Genomic DNA, 19,267 nt, shown 5'->3' with positions numbered 1-19,267 from the left:
TGTTACCAATACTACACACAATAGGCAACAAGTTGCCTTAAAAAGTTCACAAGGCTTTACGTTCTTATTGGCAGGTTTAGCCTTGTGAACTTAAAAGCGAAGCGTAATCCGCGGCGACCTTTGTGAAAAACTTTGTGGCCTTTGTGGTAAAAATTGAGTAACCAGTATTCGTTTACAATTAGTAAATCAATGTCATTTCGCCTTCAGAGTCTCTGGACTTAAAAACTCGCAAAGCCGCAGAACGGGATAAACATATGACATAAACACACATTTAAGCGACTTACAGTCGCTCATTCGATATAATCTCATACAGCTTTGCGCCCTTGCGCCTTTGCGTGAAATTTTAAAAGTTTTATTATCGCTAATTCAGTTTAAAGTTAACCTGCATTTTGTCAAGTTCATGCAATAATTCGGTACATATATTTACTTTAAGCTTACGGCTTGGCATTACCAGTTTGGTAACCACCTGCACATCTTCTACCTCTTCAATAACCGTTTCGGTTACCTCCTGCTCAATGGCTTCATCTCCCTCCTCATCAGATGATTCTACAACCACTGATTTTGCTGCCACTTCGACCTGTTTTTTTACACGGTTAAGCTCCATGACCTCAAAAGTAATAGAGTGATCGCCACGATTTAAATTAAAAAGTTGTTGCAGGTTAGCAATAACCTGCTCCTGTAAATCGGCTATATTAAACTGGATAATGAGCTTTTTAGCAAAAGTAGTAAGCACATCCTGCAATTGGCTAATACCTAAAAATTGCAGTCTTGGATCTCCTTTTTTACCCTCCTGGTTTGTCCACCCTTCACGAACCATTATTTTAATGTAGGCAAAATTACTGGATATAAGAAAATGCCTGAACTTGAGGTATTCTTCCCCATAGATCTTAAACTCGTGACTTTCGTCATACCCCTCAAGCATAAATGTGGCCCAGCCTTTATTGTTTTTGGTAACGCGGTGTTGCACATTACTTATAATACCACCAAAACTTAGGGTTTTGTTTACCTGCTGCTCAAGGCTTCTTAGGGCCTCGAGTTTGGCATTACAAAAATATTTCAGCTCAAACCTGTAGTCGTCCAGTGGGTGGCCGGATATATAGATACCTACCACATCTTTTTCACGGGCAAGCTTTTCCATAGTGCTCCACTCTTCACAGGGTGGCACCACCGGTTCAGGAATTTGCACTTCGCTGGCTTCACCAAAAAGACTTACCTGTGACGAATTTTCATTTTCCTGAAATTTAGACCCATACCGAATTGCCTTCTCCAAAAAGGTAATATTCTCGCTGCTGTCTACATGAAAATATTGCGCCCTGTGTGTAGCCGTAAAACAATCGAAGCCGCCTGCAAGAGCCAGGTTTTCGAAAGCCTTTTTGTTAGCCGCACGCAGGTCAAGTCTTTTGGCAAGATCGAATATTGATTTATAATGTCCGGTTTTCCTGCTTTCAACAATGGTTGCCACTGCACCGGCACCCACACCTTTAATGGCACCCATACCAAAACGAACAGCATTATTATCGTTTACAGTAAACTTGTAGTATGATTCGTTTACATCAGGACCCAACACCTCCAAGCCCATGCGTTTACATTCTTCCATAAAAAAGGTAACCTGCTTAATATCATTCATGTTGTTACTAAGCACGGCTGCCATATATTCGGCAGGGTAGTGGGCTTTTAAATAAGCGGTTTGATAAGCCACCCAAGCATAGCAGGTAGAGTGGCTTTTGTTAAAGGCATAACTTGCAAACGCCTCCCAGTCTTTCCATATTTTTTCGAGTACCTGTGGGTCATGACCTTTTTCTGCGGCCTGCGCCACAAACTTAGGTTTCATTTTATCCAGTACATCCTTTTGCTTTTTACCCATCGCCTTACGCAAAACGTCGGCCTCACCTTTGGTAAAACCTGCCAGTTTTTGCGACAGGAGCATTACCTGCTCCTGATACACGGTAATACCATAGGTTTCCTTAAGGTATTCTTCGCAGGCATCAAGGTCGTATTTTATTTCTTCCTCACCATTTTTACGACGAACGAAACTCGGAATGTACTCCAACGGCCCCGGACGGTACAGGGCATTCATTGCAATAAGGTCGGCAAAAACAGTAGGCTTCAGGTCCTTCATGTATTTTTGCATACCGGGCGACTCGTACTGGAACACCCCTACGGTTTCTCCCCTCTGGAACAGCTCGTATGTTTTTACATCATCTATAGGAAAGGTCTCGGGGTCAAGCTCTATTCCTGTTTTATATTTTACCAGCTTAACAGTGTCCTTAATAAGGGTTAAGGTTTTTAACCCAAGGAAGTCCATTTTTAGCAGTCCGGCACTTTCTACCACCGAGTTATCAAACTGGGTTACATAAAGATCTGAATCTTTTGCAACCGACACCGGAACGAAATTGGTAATATCATCTGGCGTAATAATAACCCCACAGGCATGTATGCCCGTGTTTCTTAAAGACCCCTCAAGCACTTTAGCCTGCTGTATGGTTTCGCCTGTAAGATCCTGTGCACCTGCCATTTCTATAAGCTCCTGCACTTTTTCAAATTCATCCGAACGCAAAGCACCACGAAGTGCGTTGGCATCAAGGCTGAATATTTTTGCCAGCTTCATGTTAGGGATAAGCTTGGCCACCTTATCGGCTTCAAACAGCGGCAGGTCGAGCACACGGGCAGTATCGCGAATAGACGATTTAGCCGCCATGGTACCATAGGTAATAATTTGCGCTACCTGGCTTGCCCCGTATTTATTGATAACGTAGTCCATTACGCGGCTTCGGCCTTCGTCGTCAAAGTCGATATCAATATCGGGCATCGATACACGGTCGGGGTTCAGGAAACGCTCAAACAGCAGGTCATACTTAATAGGGTCTATGTTGGTAATGCCAAGGCAATAAGCCACGGCACTCCCCGCCGCAGAACCCCTGCCCGGCCCTACCGATACCCCCATGTTGCGGGCTTCGGCAATAAAGTCCTGTACAATAAGAAAATATCCCGGATACCCACTGTTCTTAATCGTGTTAAGCTCAAAATCAAGGCGCTCACGAATGTCATCTGTAATTTCGGTATAGCGTTTTTCGGCCCCTACATAGGTAAGGTGCCTCAGGTAGTTATTTTCACCACGCTTGCCTCCATCTTCAAGATCTTCAGCCACTAAAAATTCTTCCGGTATGTCAAACTTAGGAAGCAGTACATCACGGTACAATGAATAAGGCTCTACCTTATCTACCACATCCTGAATGTTTACAATAGCTTCGGGCAGGTCGGCAAAAAGCTTTTTCATCTCATCGCCCGACTTAAAGTAGTATTCGTTATTAGGCAACCCAAAACGGAAACCACGACCACGGCCTTTAGGCGTTGCCAGTTTTTCGCCGTCTTTTACACACAACAAAATATCGTGTGCATGGCTGTCTTCCTTCTCGGCATAATAGGTATTGTTAGTAGCTATTAGCTTTACATTGTGCCTGCGGGCCAGCTTTATGAGGGTTTCATTTACACGATTTTCATCCTCCTGGCCGTGGCGCATCAGCTCCATATAAAAGTCGTCGCCAAACTGGTCTTTCCACCAAAGCAATGCTTCTTCTGCCTGATTTTCGCCTATATTAAGTACTTTATTGGGTATCTCACCATAAAGGTTACCCGACAGCACCATGATATCTTCTTTATATTTTTCTATAACCGCCCTGTCTACACGCGGCACATAATAAAAGCCCTGTGTGTAGGCAATAGAAGACATTTTTGCCAGATTGTGGTAGCCGTTCTTGTTCTTTGCCAAAAACACTACCTGATAGCCGTTGTCTTTACGGGTTTTATCGGTATGGTTGTCGCATACAAAAAACTCTACGCCCACAATAGGCTTCATAACCACTTCGGTAGGTTCTTCACCAGCCTCTATAGCAGCTTTGTTTTTTGCTTCGGCAGCTTTGTTGTGGTTAAAAACGTTGCTCACAAAGTGGAAAGCCCCCATCATGTTGGCATGGTCTGTCATGGCAACGGCAGGCATGCGGTGTTTTGCTGCAGCCTTAACCAAATTGGGCACACTAATGGTGCTTTGCAGTACAGAGAATTGCGTGTGGTTGTGCAGGTGCACAAACTCTACATCGGTAAGGTCGTGTGCAACGGCAGGTGCAGTATCCTGTACAGCCTCGGCACTTTTAAGCTTTTCAAGACGCTTGCGAACTTCTTCGCTTGCCTGCTTAAGATTAATGTGCTTAAGCCCTATGAGCTGTATGGGCTGAGGGTTGTGTGTACGGAAGTCATGAAAATATTCCGGATACACATCCAGCTCTTTATGAGTAAAAGTTTCCCTTTTTACAAGTTCTAAGAAACAACGTGTGGTAGCCTCTACGTCAGCAGTAGCGTTGTGGGCTTCGGCAAACGGCTCACCAAATAAATATTCGTGCAGCTCGGTTAGCGTAGGCAGTTTAAACCTGCCGCCACGGCCTCCGGGCAGCTTAAGCATCTCTGCAGTAACTTCGGTACAGGTATCTAAAACAGGCATGCTTGCCAGCGGGCTGTTTACCCCCATGCGGTAAAATTCGCTACCCATAATATTAACGTCGAAACCTACATTTTGCCCTACAATAAATTTAGATTTACTAAGGGCTATGTTGAATTTTTCGAGTACTTCGGCAAGCGATATACCTTGCTCTGCAGCAAGGTCGGTACTAATACCGTGAATACGTTCGGCATCATAAGGTATATTAAAACCGTCAGGCCTAACCATATAATCGTGGTGCTCTATAAGCGCACCCATCTGGTCGTGTAGCTGCCATGCTATTTGTATACAGCGTGGCCAGTTATCAGTATCGGTAACAGGGGCATCCCAACGTTTGGGTAATCCGGTTGTTTCGGTGTCAAATATCAGGTACATACAACTGTGGATTTTTAGATAATGAGGCAGTGCTGCCAAAACCCAAAAATACGATATTTTAAAGAAGGTTGAAAGGCGACTTATCAACAAAGATATGAAACCTCACCCCTCCCGATAGCTATCGGGACTCTCCAACCGAGGCTTTAGCCAAACTGGCAAAGCAAAGGAGAGGGAAGCACACAACGGCAAGATAAATAAATCACACAACTCAATAACAGAAACTTTATCTGCAATTATGGCTTTGAGTTTAATCCATAAAAAAACCACCCCGAAGGATGGTTTTAAAATTCTGTACGCTATATTATTAGTAGCGTCCGCCGCGGTTATAGTCTCCGCCACGGTCATTTCCGCCACGATTGTATCCTCCACGATCGCCTCCAGAGCGGCCATCTCTGTTAAAGCCACCCGGACGGCTGTTGCCACCAAAACTTTTCCTTTCGCCACCCGGACGCGGTTCAGATTTGTTTACAACAATTGTCCTGCCTTGCACAGTTGCACCATTTAGCTCATCGATAGCTTTTTGGCCTTCTTCTTCGTTTGGCATCTCTACGAAACCAAAACCTTTACTCCTGCCAGTAATTTTATCTGTAATGATCTTTACAGAATCTACCGGTCCATAAGCCTCAAAAGACTCTCTTAAATCTGCTTCGTTCAACGAGAACGGCAAGCTTCCCACAAAAATATTCATAAAAAATAATTAATTGATTGTTCTAAACGGTGTTTTGTACTTCTTACAAATGTAGTCTTATTTAAACATAAAACACCATTTTATTATTATTTAATAAAATTTTAATACTAAGTATTTTAACTCCTACAAAAAACCCCTGCTGCGGCAGGGGTTTTGTTATTTTTTTTATACTGCTAAGGCACCACTGTTAAAGGCACTTTATAGAACACACCTCTTGTAAAATACACGATCTCGTCCTCATCATTAACTGCATTAAAATGAAAACTTCCTGAAATATATCCGGCAGCAAGGTTTGTTTCGCGGGGATCAGCACTTATAATGATCTCTCCAATACCCTGTTCGGCATTTGTCTGGAAGCTGTCTCCCACACCTGTAAGTTCAGATATAGTATAAGATGCAGCATTAGACTGGTTTAGTCCTACGGTATATACACCCGGGTTTCTGTCACGCATTCTTAATACTACAGTTTCAAACTCATTTATGGCAGTTATAACAACCCTGCCGCTAGAGTTAACTGTAGCAGTAAATTCGTCCGCTTTCCACAGATCATTATTTTTATACCCCTGTACGGCAGGAGTATTAAATTTAACATCTTCTTCACACGAGGTAAATACTACCAGTAACACTAAAAGTGATAAAATCTTTTTCATTATTTTATTGTTAGAAAGGGTAACTCCAATTTTACAACGACAAAAATAGTTTTTTATAGAATATATCCTAATCAAAATAGAATAAATCATAATAAAAATTAAAATTTTAAATTGAGGCATTCATTAAAAATCATAAATTTAGCATCTTAAGTTAATCATATCATATAATTATATATATTTGCAGCCTTAAAATAATCAGGGGTCGGGTACCCCATAATATCTAATTAAAGATGCCTGTAAAAATCAGATTACAAAGACACGGTAAAAAAGGTAAACCTTTTTACTGGGTAGTAGCAGCGGACTCTCGCTCTAAAAGGGATGGTAAATTTCTTGAAAAAATAGGAACTTACAACCCAAACACTAATCCTGCAACTATAGACCTAAACCTTGACAGCGCTGTACAGTGGCTACACAATGGTGCACAGCCTACAGATACTGCAAGAGCTATCCTATCTTACAAAGGTGCTTTACTTAAACACCACCTTGATGGAGGTGTGCGCAAAGGTGCACTTACACAAGAGCAGGCAGATGCTAAACTGGCTACATGGTTAGACGAAAAAGCTGGTAAAGTAGACGCTAAAAAAGACAACCTTTCTACGGCAAAAGCTGATGCTAAAGCAAAAGCTCTTGAAGCTGAGAAAAAAGTTAACGAAGACCGTATAGCTGCTGCTAAACAAGCAGAAGCTGAGGCTGCTGCCGCTGCTGCAACTGCAGAAGAGGCTACAGAAGAAACGGCTGAAAGCACAGAAGAAACTGAAGCTTAATTTTTTAGACGGCATAAATGCGTAAAGAAGATTGTTTCTATTTAGGCAAGATTGCCAAAAAATTTAGCTACAAGGGCGAGGTACTGGCATGGCTTGATACCGATGACCCTGAGTTTTATGAAAACTTGGAATCAGTGTTTGTTGAAATACACAAACATCTGGTTCCATTTTTTATTAAATCATCTTCGTTGCACAAAAATGAGTTTTTGCGCATTAGGTTTGAAGATATAGAAACCGAAGAAGATGCTGACGGAATTATGGGATGCGAACTTTATTTGCCCCTAACAATGCTGCCAAAACTGGAAGGCAATAATTTTTACTTTCACGAAATTGTGGGCTTTACTGCACAGGATAAGCGACTGGGCAATATTGGCACAATTACAGGAGTTAACGACACCTCGTCTCAGGCACTTTTTGAAATTAAAAAAGGCGATATAGAAATACTGGTACCTATGGTAGACCACTTTATTATTGCCATAGACCGCGAGAACAAACAGGTTATACTAGACACCCCCGAAGGGCTTGTAGACCTGTATCTTGATGCGTAATTGTTTTATTGTTTCAGGTTTAAAGTTTCAGGTTGATTTTAAAGTTTTCTTCCCGATAAATCTTAAATGAAAAACCTTAATCCCTAAACAATCCTGTGTAAGGTCTTTTATCTATCATCTCAAGTCTAACATCTATTATCTCAAATCTAAATGTCTGTTTTTCAATTCAAGCAATTTACCATACAACAGGACAAAACTGCCATGAAGGTAGGCACCGATGGCGTATTGCTTGGAGCATGGGCACCTATAAAGCACAACCCCTACTCTATTTTAGATATTGGTGCTGGCACAGGGCTTATTGCATTAATGCTGGCGCAGCGAAGCCATGCGGAGCAGATCGACGCGATGGAAATTGACGATGATGCCTATGAGCAGGCTGTAGAGAACTTTGAAAACTCACCTTGGGGCGACCGACTGTTTTGCTACCATGCCGGACTGGATGAGTTTATGGAAGAGCCCGAAGATGAGTATGACCTTATTGTAAGCAATCCTCCTTTTTATACGGAAGATTACACCAGTGGCGACCCACAGCGCGATGCTGCCCGGTTTGCACACTCGCTGCCGTTTGAAGACCTGGCAGAGGCAACGGGTATTTTACTATCTGAAAACGGGATATTTGCCACAATACTGCCTTATAAAGAAGAAGCGCATTTTATTGCCCTTATGCGCGAAGAAGGTTTGTATCCTTTTAAAATTACACATGTAAAAGGTACTCCAACCACAGATGTTAAGCGCAGCCTGATGGCTTTTGACCGTAACGAGACCAATGTTGCCGAAGTAGACGAACTTATAATAGAAACCTCACGACACCAATATACCCCTGATTATATTGAACTTACCAAAGATTTTTATTTAAAAATGTAGTCTTTACTTTCCCCACAGCACCTGATAGGGATAAGTTTCATAAACCACGTTATCTTCATTAATAGTATAGCCGTTTTTAAAATCGGCCTGGGCCTGCTTATACCAGTCAGATGCCTCATCCTTTTTGCCTGAATAAAAATAACACATGGCTTTATAATATTTTACATCGCTAAACTCGGCATAGTTTTTTAATGCCCTGTCAAAAATACCAATAGCCTCATCATATCTTTTTTGCTCCATTACAGCAACTCCATAATAAAACAAGGCTGTAGCATGCACCCACTCCTCTCCTTTTTTAGACATATCATTAACATACTGCTTTAGCAGGATCTCAGCCTCGGCAAATCGGTTTAACTGCAACAGGCAAAGGCTAATGTAAAAATCGTAGTTATGGTCCATTACAAAACGGTTGCCATAGCGGTTTTTGCAGTCGGTAAAATCATTTATAGCCTCCTGATACTGCTTACTGAAAATGCACTTTATAAACGCCCTGTAGTCCTGATACTCGTTGCGGTCATACTGCACAGCCCTGTCTATGAAAGACATGCCTAATTCATATTTGCGCTGTTTAAAAAGTGGCATGGCTTTTTGCTGCCACAAATAGGCAATGGTGCTGTCTTTTTTTAGCCCGGCATCGAGGCACTCCTGCCATTCATTACTATATAAAGGGTGTTTTTGTGCACAGTTTGTTGCATACTCTTCTATAATAGCTCCCTGTGCTTTAGTATTTTGCTGTGCCATAATAGCAATGGGCAATAAAAAAATAAGGCAGAGTATTGATCTTATCATAAATAGAGTATTGGGTTGTTGGTATACAAATAACTTAAAACTGATCAAAAAAATTATGAGAGATTAAAACTTCTTGCAAAAATTCAATTTTTATTAAAAAATACCACAAACCTTTGTAGAATTGTTAGAATTCTATTTACATTTGTTTTAGCTAAAACACAAACAAATGAGACCAGATCTTTTTCAGGCCCCTGATTACTATAACCTTGACGATTTACTGACCGACGAGCACAAAATAGTGCGCGATGCTGCCCGCGAATGGGTTAAGCGCGAGGTTAGCCCTATAATTGAAGACTATGCCCAAAAGGCTGAGTTCCCAAAGCAAATTATAAATGGCCTTGCCGAGATAGGCGCCTTTGGCCCTTACATTCCGGAGGAATATGGAGGTGCAGGGCTCGACCAGATATCTTATGGGCTTATTATGCAGGAAATTGAGCGCGGTGACAGCGGCGTGCGCAGTACAGCATCGGTACAATCATCGTTAGTAATGTACCCTATATGGAAGTATGGCTCTGAAGAACAAAAAGTTAAGTATTTACCTAAATTAGCTTCGGGCGAATATATGGGCTGCTTTGGCCTTACTGAGCCTGACTATGGTTCTAATCCTGGCGGCATGGTTACCAACTTTAAAGACAAGGGCGACCACTACCTGCTTAACGGTGCCAAGATGTGGATTAGCAATGCTCCTTTTGCCGACATAGCTGTGGTATGGGCTAAGAATGAAGAAGGCAGGATTTACGGACTAATTGTAGAGCGCGGCATGGAAGGCTTTACCACACCCGAAACCCACAACAAATGGTCTTTGCGCGCATCGGCTACAGGCGAGCTTATATTTGACAACGTTAAAGTACCTAAAGAAAACCTGTTACCTAACAAATCAGGGCTTGGAGCTCCGCTTGGATGCTTAGATTCAGCTCGTTATGGTATTGCATGGGGCGCCATTGGTGCTGCTATGGACTGCTATGATACTGCCCTGCGCTACAGTAAAGAACGCATACAGTTTGACAAGCCCATTGGAGCAACCCAACTACAACAGAAGAAGTTAGCCGAGATGATAACCGAAATTACCAAAGCACAGCTACTAACCTGGAGACTAGGAGTTTTGCGCAATGAAGGCAAAGCTACCACAGCGCAAATATCTATGGCTAAGCGCAATAACGTAGACATGGCACTAACCATTGCACGTGATGCACGCCAGATGTTGGGTGGTATGGGTATAACCGGAGAATACAGCATTATGCGCCACATGATGAACCTTGAAAGTGTGGTTACCTATGAGGGTACTCACGACATCCACCTACTAATTACAGGAATGGATGTAACCGGATTTGCGGCTTTTAAATAAAAGCGTCCATTTTCGTCGATTTGGCGTAAAGCATATACATTCGGTAAAATAAAAAGACTTGTAAAGCTACTTTTTAGATGCGTTTTGAACACTTTTAAAGCATAATGAATCAAAAAGAATGCAAGTTGAATGAGTTTATGCAAAAATGCATTAGCAAGCGTTAATGATGCTAAATTAATATACAAAATCATACATTTTAAGGGTGCTTCAAAAATGAAGCACCCTTTTTTAAGTTATAGCCAATCTCAAAAAAATACTTTTCAACAAAAACCTTTTCGGATAGTTAATCGTAAATATCCTTATAAAGTATGTTCAATATTTTTAAAAATTTAGCGTTTATCAATAAATATGCACCTATATAAAGAGGCATTATTTTTGTATTGATAAAAACAATGCTATTGCTTTATATTGAGCTAAAGCTTTTTTAATTTTGTAAAAAATAAGTGCTATGAACACCGCTACTATTAACAATGCCATAGCCCCACAGAGAGAGGTATTGTTGCAACACTCATTATACGGAAAAGTTAAAACCATAGAAGACCTAAGGCATTTTCTTGAAGGGCATGTATATGCCGTATGGGATTTTATGTCGCTCCTAAAAGCCCTTCAGTCAAAACTTACCTGCACTACGGTGCCGTGGTTGCCAGTAGGCAACCCGCAAATAAGGTATCTTATAAACGAAATAGTGCTTGCCGAAGAAACGGACCTTGCTTTAGACGGCACAAGACAAAGCCACTATGAAATGTATGTGGATGCCATGAAGGCTTGTGATGCCAATACGGAAGAGGTAACCGACTTTATTAAGGATGTGGTGGCAACCCAAAACATATTTGTATCTATAAAACAAAGCAGACTGCACGAGGGCATTAAAGCATTTTTAGACTTTACTTTCAGGGTTATAGAAGAGGGCAGGCCGCACGAAATTGCCGCTGCCTTTACCTTTGGACGCGAAGACCTTATACCGGGAATGTTTACAGAGATATTGCGTAATTTTCAGGCTAACTTTCCTGAGACCGATCTTACCAAGCTGATCTATTATTTTGAAAGGCATATAGAACTTGATGCCGATGAACACGGCCCTATGGCTATGCAAATGATAGATGAACTGTGCGGCACCGACGAAAAAAAATGGAAAGAAGTGGAAGAAATATCAGTTCTGGCATTAGAAAAGAGGATAGGACTATGGAATGCCATTGAAGAAAAAGTGCTGCAGCACGATATGGCATCTATATAAATCATTATCGAAATATAATATATAAGCCCCGAAAATTTCGGGGCTTTTTTATGCTTGTCTCGTCCTTAAAAAAACTTAATTTACACGATACAAACTCATACCAAATATGGTTATATTTTAGGTTGATATTTAATTTCTCGCAAAGGCGCAGAGGCGCAAAGCTGATAAGTTTATTTTAGGTCCTTAAGCGGCTGTTAAGCCGCTAAGCTTAGCGGCTTAACAGCCGATCGGAATTAGAGAATGTCACCACTGAACTTTGCGCCTCTGCGCCTTTGCGAGACAATTTAATCAGACTGTTTTATATCAATAAACGGCATAAGTTTTCTGTATTGCGCATTTATCCCAAACAAAAACTGGTTATTGCTATTCTTGTAAACACGCATACAGATGATGTAGACGACCTCGCCACAAAAATTGGCAGTATGTATATTGAGAAGATGAAATGACCAAACTATTTTAAAACAATGCTGTCATTGTATTCTATTTATGGCAAGCACATTCGTGGTGTGCAGCAATATAGGCTATAGATTCTTTGCATAGTGCTTCGAGGGTTGCAATGTTTATATCGACAAGTTTTTTTACATAGATACATGCCTTACCCATTTTAAATTTTCCCAGGCTTTCCAACAGCTTTTCACTTGTATCTGTAGACGAATATACATATAGCGAAAATTCAGCTTTGCGTGGTGAAAAACCTATAATGGGTGCATCGCCTTCATGTCCGCTGGCATATTTGTAATGATACCTTCCAAAGCCAACAATGGTAGGCCCCCACATTTCGGGCTTAAAACCAGACCAGGTTTCCATTAGGCGCAGCAACTCAAACGAGTCGGCTTTTTTTTGCTCATTCTCTACATACTCTTCTATAAATCCGGCAACGCTGGCGTCAGTCCACTGGGTTTTATTTTTTACTGCCATAGCATAGGTTTGATATTTTATTACAGTACTAAAATACAATATTATACAAGTAATAAGCTTAAATAAGTATTCGTATTTAGCCATTATTCTTCTTTAATAAAAGGTATATCAATCGGTAACTATACCAAAGGAATGGAAGCCCCGACAGCAATGTTAGATTAAAAGCAAAGCTTCCGTCGGCTATGGCAAATAATACTATTATAAAAGCAGCTATAAGAAAAATTAAGCCCAATATTGCAGCAGTATTCTTTACCCTCGCTGTGTTTAATAACAAACTTAGTGCCATCATAATTTTTCCTATCAGTGATGCCGCTCCAACTATAAGAAAATTGAGATCATACGATACCTGAATAGTAGCCCTTTCAAATAAAGATGTCATTCCCATTATATCACAAAAAATCATTATCCCTACACCATGCCCTGCTGCGATGATAATCGTGGAATGAAAAATAATAATAAGTATTTTAGTTTGCTTCATCTACACCGCATTTGGCGTTAGCCAAATTATAAATTTATTTACCAATAAGTCCAATCTACACCTGTAGTGCAGGGCACAAAACAATTCTAAACACTGAAAAATAAACAAATTACAAACACTCCGGCATTGATTGCTTTTACTCAATCTTTTTTAAATGTTCATCATAAAGCCCCAACAAAAGGCTATTGCCATATAAATCTATTTTTATGGCTCCATATTTTGCTTTTTCATATTTATTGGCCTGGCCTTCCTGAAAAAAGAAAGACTCTGCACCAATATTTATATTCCATCTATCTGAAGATTTATATTTTAGCAGATATTCTTCTTTATTTAGAGGTAAAGTGTTTTCCTGAAGCCTTATTCTTTCGGCGACTCTATTGCTGTCTAATCTAACTATACAATAGCCATTTTTGGTAATGTTCTCGTACGGAATATCTTCGGATATTTTGTAGCGCAAAGACATATAATCGCCCTGCATTAACGAGCGGGGATCAACAGGTGCAAGCTCTAATAAAACCAATTCTCCATCATTGAGCAACTTCTCTTTTTGCAATACCGAATAGTTAAAATAAACGAGTAAAACAATAAGATTAAGCAGTATGATTATCCACTTATTCTTTTTCATTTGACGTGAGCTTTTTATGAGTAATTAAGTATAAAACAATAAAGAGAATACCCGAGCTGATCAGTATTACAGACTTGGTAAGCAATGTAAAACTAAGGTCGTAGTAATATTGTGAAATAAAGTAGATGAAAGTAAGTAAACTTAGAATCAGCCCTGTTTTATAATTCACTAAAAAACTTAACAACATTACAAGTAATGCTCCTGATATAGCCGGAGACAAAACAGTAGGCAACAATACAAGCAGGCTTACAGCATAAACACTTATTTTTTGTTGTGTTTTATAAACATCCAAAACACTTAGAATATGTGATAACAAATAAACTATAGTAACTATTATAATTAATGAAGACAACCAAACATAACTAATTGAAAAAGGGAAAATTCCTTTTACACTAAAAACACCAAGAGTAGAAAAAAACGAAAAAATAAGTGCCACGCGAACAGGGCGATACAATTTTAATAAGGCTTTATTGATCGAAATTAGCTTAGCTTCATTAAGAAAGAGATAAGTTAATAAGAACGTTATAAAAGCCGTATATAAATGAATCGCACCATACAGCTGATTTTCTATGAAAAGTATTAACACACTGCCATTTATAACTATGACAGCTAAAAATGAAAGCATGTAGTTTTGAACAACAATTAAAGATATTACTGCAATAATTATAAAAGTAAGACAAACTGTATTTTCATTAAACTTTAATTCAGACAATCCCATGGCAATCAGTGTCAAACCAATTACATAGCAGGAAATACTTACAGTGCTAAAAAAAACTATATCACTCTGCTTGTTTAACGATATAGTTCCGGCGGTTAACAGAATACCAAAAATAAGCAGACCAATTGGTGAATCGTATAATCCTGCTAACAGTAAAAAAGCCACAAACATAAGGCTTGCAAAAAAAGCACCGCAAACAGAAAGTATTTTTATTATTAAGGGCTGATCATTATTTTCTTCATCATAGGCTGCAAGAATAGCTTCTTCATTGGTTTGTAGTGTGTTTCCCTCTATAGCCTCAAAGTAACTCACAAGTTCCTTTACATCTTGTTTATTCCTCATTTTTCCATTTTTTATTAATATCTACAAGACCTTTAACTACTATTGAAATAGCTATGATAATAAACATACAGGAAAACAGAAGCATTCCTATTTCAAAAACCCTTAAAAGAAAAGCAGAAATTATTATGATCAGACTTAAGGCGATGAGCGCAATATAAAAAATGCTTTTTTTGTTAAACGCATGCCAAATGCCCAGGGCATAGACTAATATAGTTGTTGCTATCAAGATTGTAAAAATAATACCTCCATTAAAAATTCCAATTACATTTCCAAATGTAGCATAACTTACAGCCGCAACTGCTGTTGTCATAAAAAGCCATTGTGGAATTACTTTTTTAAAATAATGAGAAAATATATAAAAGCCAATAAGCACCGCTGTATTGAAACCAAAAAGCAATGTATATACAAAATCTTGCGGCCAGTTAGTAGCCACCTGTTCAGAGTATAACATTATGGCAGTATTGATGAGGACAAGATAAAGCAGCCATAGTGGGGCAAAGTTTGAGACCAGCACCCAAAGTGTTATAAATACCGTCCAGGCTAAAAAGAAATCATAAGCATTTGCTCCTGTTTGATATATTTGCCCGAAGACGGCAAACAATACACCAACCAAAACCGAAGATCCTGTTAAAATAATATTCTTTATATTAGAATTGATCTTAGGAATTAATGCCAGCCCGGTAGTTGCAATAATCAATCCTTCCATTAGTCCGAGCTTTATAAACTTAGACAAGTTATCCCAATTGTAGGCAAAAAAGAAAAGAATACCCAACACTGTAAACCCAACACCTAAGGAAATAATCAACATCCGCAGGAACTGTTGCCAAGCCTCTTTATTACTATAAATGTTTTCTTTAAAAGCTATATAAGTCCCCCTTTGTGTAAGGTTGATTTGCTCTTTTATAATGTATATATCTTCCCTATTAATGTCTTTCATTTAGGATCATGCTTAATAATTTAAACTTACATGCAATATACTATTTTTCCGACAGCACTTAAATCATAATCCATATCTCATAATTATTTGTTTTTGAGCACATACTAAATCAACTATATTTATAGTTATAAGTAAAACCTTACTTGTAATTATGTTTCGTTTAACCCTCTTTTTAATTGTGATACTTTTAAATTTTGGCTCTGCTGCGCCTAAAAAAGCTGTCGCTGCCCCTTCTAAAGACTATAGTTCCATACATGCGGAAGCTTTAGAGTTTTGCAAACAGCAAAACTTTTGCACAGCGTATTATTTTCTGGTAGACCTTAGCGTGCACTCGGGCAAAAACCGGTTTTATGTTTACAGCTTTAACCAGCACAAAGTGACCGCTCAAAATTTAGTTACCCATGGCAGCTGCGATGCCTTTGAAGACAACAGCACAAAGTATGAAAAAGTTAAATTCAGCAATCGTAACGACAGTCACTGTTCATCGGCAGGAAAATACAAAGTAGGCAAACGCGACTATAGCTCGTGGGGTATTAAAGTAAAATATTGGCTGCACGGTTTGGAGTCTACCAACAACAATGCGCAAAACCGCGTAATAGTTTTACACTCCTGGGATGCCGTAGCCGATACTGAAGTTTATCCTGACTACAGCCCACTTAGCTGGGGTTGTCCGGCAGTGGCCGACAGTTTTATGCACGAGCTTGATGTTAAATTGCAGGCCACCGACAAACCTGTTTTACTGTGGATTGTTGAGTAACTGTTTAGCGGCGTTCTTTTGCCTCTTCTATTAAATCACTCAGGTGTATACGTAATGCTTTTACCGATATGCTTATTTCCCAGAACGAAATAGCCAATGATGCCAACAGCAGCAATAAACTAAGCCCAAACACATAAGCTCCCCAGGTTTGAACTCCGGCAAAAAGCAACGCCATGGCAAATACCGAAAAAAACAGGCTAAGCACACCATACATTTGCATGTGCCTAATAAGTGTGAGGCGCAGGTTAAGATTGGCTATTTCGCTAAGGATACTCTTGGTTTGGTTTTGCTCATAGCTAACCTTAAGACCGCGCACAATACCGGCTATGGTCAAAAAACGGTTGGTATAGGCCAGCAGTATAAGTGATGTGGCCGAGAATAAAAGCGCTGGGGTTTCTATAGGGAGGTTCATTTGGTTGTTGGTTATTAGTTGTTGGAAGTCCTATGCCTGGTTATGGAAAAATTAGATGTTAGTTGTCGAATGGGAACTGTAACATCTGACAACCATCAACCACCACAAGGTACATATTTTTTTGTTTGTAAGAACAACCAACATCATGTGTAAGTGTAAATCTTATTGTTTTGTTATTTAGCGTTTTGCTAACAGCCATTGCATTTTTTGTAAACTAATTTTAGTATAAACAAAAAACAATTGCATTATGGACTCGATTAACAAAAACCAACCGGAAGATAATTTTAAAGACCTGTACGGACAAGAGGGCATAGACAAAATTAAAAACCTGGCAGGTAAGGCAGGCTCATGTTTTTTTTGCACTAATATTGTAACTGGGAAAGCATTTGATACCCGGCCTATGGCTCCCGAAAAAATAGACGACAGCGGCAACTTTTGGTTTCTGAGTGCGAAAGATTCTCATAAAAACGAAGAACTGCAGCAGGATCCGGCCGCACAATTACTGTTTCAGGGGTCTTCTTACAGCGATTTTTTAAGTCTCTATGGCTATGTAACCATCAGCACCGACAGGGCCAAAATTGAAAAACTGTGGAACCCACAAATGAAAACATGGTTTACCGAAGGTATAGACGACCCGCGCATTACTGTGATTAAGTTTACGCCAACATCAGGTTACTACTGGGATACTAAGAACAATATGGCCATTGCCTTAGCTAAAAGGGCTTATGGAGCACTTGTAGGCGAAACCTATGACGATAGTATAGAAGGCAACGTAAAGCCTTAATCACAATTTTGAAAAAATGGAGCGAGAGGGCCTGCTGAAAAGCAGGCTTTTTTGATATTATCCCACACCATTAATTTTAAGATCAGATAGGTTCTTTGTATTTATATTAACCCTAATACTCCAAAAATTACTACAACCATCATGAACACTTATTATACTCTCTTTGTACCTTTGTTCAGAAAAGCTTAAACTACTCCAAACAAAGTTTACCCATAGCTCTTTTTCATCTTTATCATTAATAAAGCCAACATATTGACGGGTATATTTACGTAGTTTTTTGTGAATTACTGGACACCCATACTGCTGATTCATCCTTTCAGAATTCACTTTCGCGATACTTTTTTTTATTATTAATTCAGCAGCAATAATATCATCATACGTTGGCGTATATCTTTTTAAACCTTTCGACAGAGAAACAAATACCTCTTGGTTTTCATTAAAAACATACCCTTTAAATCCCTTACCTGTAACTAATGTTGCATCATCTGTAACAATAAGCAGGCTTAAAAACAACAATAGTATTTTCATAATATATCTCTATTAATAGAATCCGGCAACATCTTTAAAAACGGTAACGCCTGGTTATAATCCAGTTCGTCATACTCTAACCCAAGCCTGCGGATGTTATTATAATAGGTTTGATGCAGTTTGTAATAATGTTTTTCAGATTGTACAAACCAGGCTTTTACTCCCAGCTTTTGCGCCATGAACCATTTTTCCAAAAGCCTGCCCGTACGACCGTTACCATCTTCAAACGGATGAATTTTCACAAAGACTAAATGCAGCATTGCTGCAAAAAATAGTGTTTCAGTAAAATCTAAATCAACGTTAAGCAACGCTTCTGTATCATCATACAGTTTTTGCATTTCGGGGGCAACTCTATCCGGGCTAACGGCAACATATTCTATCTTTCCGTCATCCGTAATAACAAACATATTTCCAGCACGCAGTTTTCCCTGTTGGGCGGGCTGCAATATATTTTTTGTAATTAGCGTATGTGCATTAAGGATATTTTCGGGAGTGAGTTTGTTTACCGCTGCAAACTCATAGGCATTATACAGGTCATCAATCTTTTTTGTATAATCGGGTTGGTAGTTTACCCCAAAACGTTTGTACTTTATAAACGAATCAAGTTCTATCTCCTCCCCCTCTATCTTAGATGAAAACACTGCCGAAACCGATGTGTAAAAGCTGAATGAACCTGTAGTTAATTCACTCTCTTCTAAACGTTCAAAATTTTGCTGCTCCGTTATACCGTAGCTTTCTTTATAAGCTTCGAGAAGTGTTGTTGGGATTATTTTGAAAGTTGGGAGCATAATTGTATTTCAGATAAAAACTATACCTATCAAATGCACAGGCAGTCATTGCGAACGGAGGAACGGAGCGTGGCAATCTTTCGGTTTAGATTGCTTCGTACCTCGCAATGACAGCTATACTCAGGTCTAATTATAACATTAAATCAAAAGTAATGATTTAAAAACAATGGCCTTATTGATTCCAACAAAAAAACCTGTAGCTCTCACTACAGGTCTTTATCTATTATCTAA

At 39.4% G+C, this 19,267-nt stretch carries 19 protein-coding genes; 7 read left to right on the top strand and 12 right to left on the bottom strand.

Annotated features, from left to right (window positions below; genetic code table 11):
• Window positions 1–361: 361 nt before the first annotated feature.
• The 3 genes from dnaE to GR160_RS12560 all read right to left on the bottom strand — a co-directional run bounded on the left by dnaE (window position 362) and on the right by GR160_RS12560 (window position 6,205).
• On the bottom strand, window positions 362–4,867 hold the full coding sequence (dnaE, locus tag GR160_RS12570) for a DNA polymerase III subunit alpha (protein WP_160750227.1): 4,506 nt from the start codon (window positions 4,865–4,867) through the stop codon (window positions 362–364).
• 304 nt (window positions 4,868–5,171) lie between these two features.
• Entirely contained in the window at window positions 5,172–5,555 is a 384-nt protein-coding gene (locus tag GR160_RS12565; RefSeq protein ID WP_160750226.1) for an RNA-binding protein, read from the bottom strand.
• Window positions 5,556–5,728: 173 nt separating this feature from the next.
• Window positions 5,729–6,205 carry a DUF6252 family protein gene (locus tag GR160_RS12560; protein WP_160750225.1) on the bottom strand — a complete coding sequence of 159 codons (477 nt, stop codon included), beginning with the start codon at window positions 6,203–6,205 and terminating at the stop codon, window positions 5,729–5,731.
• Between the two features lie 230 nt (window positions 6,206–6,435).
• Here GR160_RS12560 and GR160_RS12555 point away from each other — a divergent pair, with 230 nt between their 5' ends.
• The 3 genes from GR160_RS12555 (at window position 6,436) to GR160_RS12545 (ending at window position 8,381) form a co-directional block, all read left to right on the top strand.
• Window positions 6,436–6,969 carry a 30S ribosomal protein S16 gene (locus GR160_RS12555; protein ID WP_160750224.1) on the top strand — a complete coding sequence of 178 codons (534 nt, stop codon included), beginning with the start codon at window positions 6,436–6,438 and terminating at the stop codon, window positions 6,967–6,969.
• A gap of 17 nt (window positions 6,970–6,986) precedes the next feature.
• Window positions 6,987–7,517 carry a ribosome maturation factor RimM gene (rimM, locus tag GR160_RS12550; protein WP_160750223.1) on the top strand — a complete coding sequence of 177 codons (531 nt, stop codon included), beginning with the start codon at window positions 6,987–6,989 and terminating at the stop codon, window positions 7,515–7,517.
• Between the two features lie 150 nt (window positions 7,518–7,667).
• Window positions 7,668–8,381 carry a tRNA1(Val) (adenine(37)-N6)-methyltransferase gene (locus GR160_RS12545; protein ID WP_160750222.1) on the top strand — a complete coding sequence of 238 codons (714 nt, stop codon included), beginning with the start codon at window positions 7,668–7,670 and terminating at the stop codon, window positions 8,379–8,381.
• A 3-nt stretch (window positions 8,382–8,384) separates the two neighbouring features.
• On the opposite strand, the gene GR160_RS12540 is transcribed toward GR160_RS12545, so the two are convergent.
• Window positions 8,385–9,170: a M48 family metallopeptidase gene (locus GR160_RS12540; RefSeq protein WP_237421222.1), complete on the bottom strand. Its 786-nt coding sequence runs from the start codon at window positions 9,168–9,170 to the stop codon at window positions 8,385–8,387.
• A 166-nt stretch (window positions 9,171–9,336) separates the two neighbouring features.
• Between GR160_RS12540 and GR160_RS12535 the strand changes: the two genes are divergently transcribed.
• Window positions 9,337–10,515, top strand: a complete 1,179-nt coding sequence (locus GR160_RS12535) for an acyl-CoA dehydrogenase family protein (RefSeq protein WP_160750221.1) — start codon at window positions 9,337–9,339, stop codon at window positions 10,513–10,515.
• 448 nt (window positions 10,516–10,963) lie between these two features.
• Window positions 10,964–11,749: a DUF3050 domain-containing protein gene (locus GR160_RS12530; RefSeq protein ID WP_160750220.1), complete on the top strand. Its 786-nt coding sequence runs from the start codon at window positions 10,964–10,966 to the stop codon at window positions 11,747–11,749.
• Window positions 11,750–12,229: 480 nt separating this feature from the next.
• On the opposite strand, the gene GR160_RS12525 is transcribed toward GR160_RS12530, so the two are convergent.
• The 5 genes from GR160_RS12525 to GR160_RS12505 form a co-directional block, all read right to left on the bottom strand.
• The gene (locus tag GR160_RS12525) at window positions 12,230–12,667 is read right to left on the bottom strand and encodes a DUF1801 domain-containing protein (protein ID WP_160750219.1); all 438 of its coding nucleotides are present in this window, start codon (window positions 12,665–12,667) and stop codon (window positions 12,230–12,232) included.
• Between the two features lie 76 nt (window positions 12,668–12,743).
• On the bottom strand, window positions 12,744–13,145 hold the full coding sequence (locus tag GR160_RS12520) for a hypothetical protein (protein WP_160750218.1): 402 nt from the start codon (window positions 13,143–13,145) through the stop codon (window positions 12,744–12,746).
• A gap of 136 nt (window positions 13,146–13,281) precedes the next feature.
• Entirely contained in the window at window positions 13,282–13,770 is a 489-nt protein-coding gene (locus GR160_RS12515) for a GDYXXLXY domain-containing protein (RefSeq protein WP_160750217.1), read from the bottom strand.
• Window positions 13,757–14,830: a DUF4401 domain-containing protein gene (locus GR160_RS12510; protein ID WP_160750216.1), complete on the bottom strand. Its 1,074-nt coding sequence runs from the start codon at window positions 14,828–14,830 to the stop codon at window positions 13,757–13,759. Before GR160_RS12510 ends, GR160_RS12515 begins: the two co-directional genes overlap by 14 nt.
• Window positions 14,820–15,767 (bottom strand): DUF2157 domain-containing protein, encoded by a 948-nt coding sequence (locus tag GR160_RS12505; RefSeq protein ID WP_160750215.1) that lies wholly within the window; start codon window positions 15,765–15,767, stop codon window positions 14,820–14,822. Before GR160_RS12505 ends, GR160_RS12510 begins: the two co-directional genes overlap by 11 nt.
• A 151-nt stretch (window positions 15,768–15,918) precedes the next feature.
• Here GR160_RS12505 and GR160_RS12500 point away from each other — a divergent pair, with 151 nt between their 5' ends.
• On the top strand, window positions 15,919–16,524 hold the full coding sequence (locus GR160_RS12500) for a murein L,D-transpeptidase catalytic domain-containing protein (RefSeq protein ID WP_160750214.1): 606 nt from the start codon (window positions 15,919–15,921) through the stop codon (window positions 16,522–16,524).
• Window positions 16,525–16,528: 4 nt separating this feature from the next.
• Here the strand turns inward: GR160_RS12500 and GR160_RS12495 are convergent, their stop codons facing one another.
• Entirely contained in the window at window positions 16,529–16,936 is a 408-nt protein-coding gene (locus GR160_RS12495) for a DUF2721 domain-containing protein (RefSeq protein ID WP_160750213.1), read from the bottom strand.
• 247 nt (window positions 16,937–17,183) lie between these two features.
• Here GR160_RS12495 and GR160_RS12490 point away from each other — a divergent pair, with 247 nt between their 5' ends.
• Window positions 17,184–17,720: a pyridoxamine 5'-phosphate oxidase family protein gene (locus tag GR160_RS12490; RefSeq protein ID WP_160750212.1), complete on the top strand. Its 537-nt coding sequence runs from the start codon at window positions 17,184–17,186 to the stop codon at window positions 17,718–17,720.
• A gap of 57 nt (window positions 17,721–17,777) precedes the next feature.
• Here GR160_RS12490 and GR160_RS12485 read toward each other — a convergent pair whose 3' ends face one another.
• Entirely contained in the window at window positions 17,778–18,248 is a 471-nt protein-coding gene (locus tag GR160_RS12485; RefSeq protein WP_160750211.1) for a hypothetical protein, read from the bottom strand.
• On the bottom strand, window positions 18,245–19,036 hold the full coding sequence (locus GR160_RS12480; RefSeq protein ID WP_160750210.1) for a Fic family protein: 792 nt from the start codon (window positions 19,034–19,036) through the stop codon (window positions 18,245–18,247). The genes GR160_RS12485 and GR160_RS12480 overlap by 4 nt, the downstream gene beginning before the upstream one ends.
• Window positions 19,037–19,267 lie beyond the last annotated feature (231 nt).

The organism is Flavobacterium sp. Sd200, assembly GCF_009826935.1.
In the GTDB taxonomy this organism is placed as follows: domain Bacteria; phylum Bacteroidota; class Bacteroidia; order Flavobacteriales; family Flavobacteriaceae; genus Flavobacterium.
This window is presented reverse-complemented; position numbering and strand designations above follow the sequence as displayed.

Excerpts from the sequence above, each read along its gene's own strand:
- dnaE (WP_160750227.1), bottom strand. The coding sequence starts at position 4,867 with ATGTACCTGATATTTGACACCGAAACAACCGGATTACCCAAACGTTGG.
- GR160_RS12565 (WP_160750226.1), bottom strand. The coding sequence starts at position 5,555 with ATGAATATTTTTGTGGGAAGCTTGCCGTTCTCGTTGAACGAAGCAGAT.
- GR160_RS12560 (WP_160750225.1), bottom strand. The coding sequence starts at position 6,205 with ATGAAAAAGATTTTATCACTTTTAGTGTTACTGGTAGTATTTACCTCG.
- GR160_RS12555 (WP_160750224.1), top strand. The coding sequence starts at position 6,436 with ATGCCTGTAAAAATCAGATTACAAAGACACGGTAAAAAAGGTAAACCT.
- rimM (WP_160750223.1), top strand. The coding sequence starts at position 6,987 with ATGCGTAAAGAAGATTGTTTCTATTTAGGCAAGATTGCCAAAAAATTT.
- GR160_RS12545 (WP_160750222.1), top strand. The coding sequence starts at position 7,668 with ATGTCTGTTTTTCAATTCAAGCAATTTACCATACAACAGGACAAAACT.
- GR160_RS12540 (WP_237421222.1), bottom strand. The coding sequence starts at position 9,170 with ATGATAAGATCAATACTCTGCCTTATTTTTTTATTGCCCATTGCTATT.
- GR160_RS12535 (WP_160750221.1), top strand. The coding sequence starts at position 9,337 with ATGAGACCAGATCTTTTTCAGGCCCCTGATTACTATAACCTTGACGAT.
- GR160_RS12530 (WP_160750220.1), top strand. The coding sequence starts at position 10,964 with ATGAACACCGCTACTATTAACAATGCCATAGCCCCACAGAGAGAGGTA.
- GR160_RS12525 (WP_160750219.1), bottom strand. The coding sequence starts at position 12,667 with ATGGCAGTAAAAAATAAAACCCAGTGGACTGACGCCAGCGTTGCCGGA.
- GR160_RS12520 (WP_160750218.1), bottom strand. The coding sequence starts at position 13,145 with ATGAAGCAAACTAAAATACTTATTATTATTTTTCATTCCACGATTATC.
- GR160_RS12515 (WP_160750217.1), bottom strand. The coding sequence starts at position 13,770 with ATGAAAAAGAATAAGTGGATAATCATACTGCTTAATCTTATTGTTTTA.
- GR160_RS12510 (WP_160750216.1), bottom strand. The coding sequence starts at position 14,830 with ATGAGGAATAAACAAGATGTAAAGGAACTTGTGAGTTACTTTGAGGCT.
- GR160_RS12505 (WP_160750215.1), bottom strand. The coding sequence starts at position 15,767 with ATGAAAGACATTAATAGGGAAGATATATACATTATAAAAGAGCAAATC.
- GR160_RS12500 (WP_160750214.1), top strand. The coding sequence starts at position 15,919 with ATGTTTCGTTTAACCCTCTTTTTAATTGTGATACTTTTAAATTTTGGC.
- GR160_RS12495 (WP_160750213.1), bottom strand. The coding sequence starts at position 16,936 with ATGAACCTCCCTATAGAAACCCCAGCGCTTTTATTCTCGGCCACATCA.
- GR160_RS12490 (WP_160750212.1), top strand. The coding sequence starts at position 17,184 with ATGGACTCGATTAACAAAAACCAACCGGAAGATAATTTTAAAGACCTG.
- GR160_RS12485 (WP_160750211.1), bottom strand. The coding sequence starts at position 18,248 with ATGAAAATACTATTGTTGTTTTTAAGCCTGCTTATTGTTACAGATGAT.
- GR160_RS12480 (WP_160750210.1), bottom strand. The coding sequence starts at position 19,036 with ATGCTCCCAACTTTCAAAATAATCCCAACAACACTTCTCGAAGCTTAT.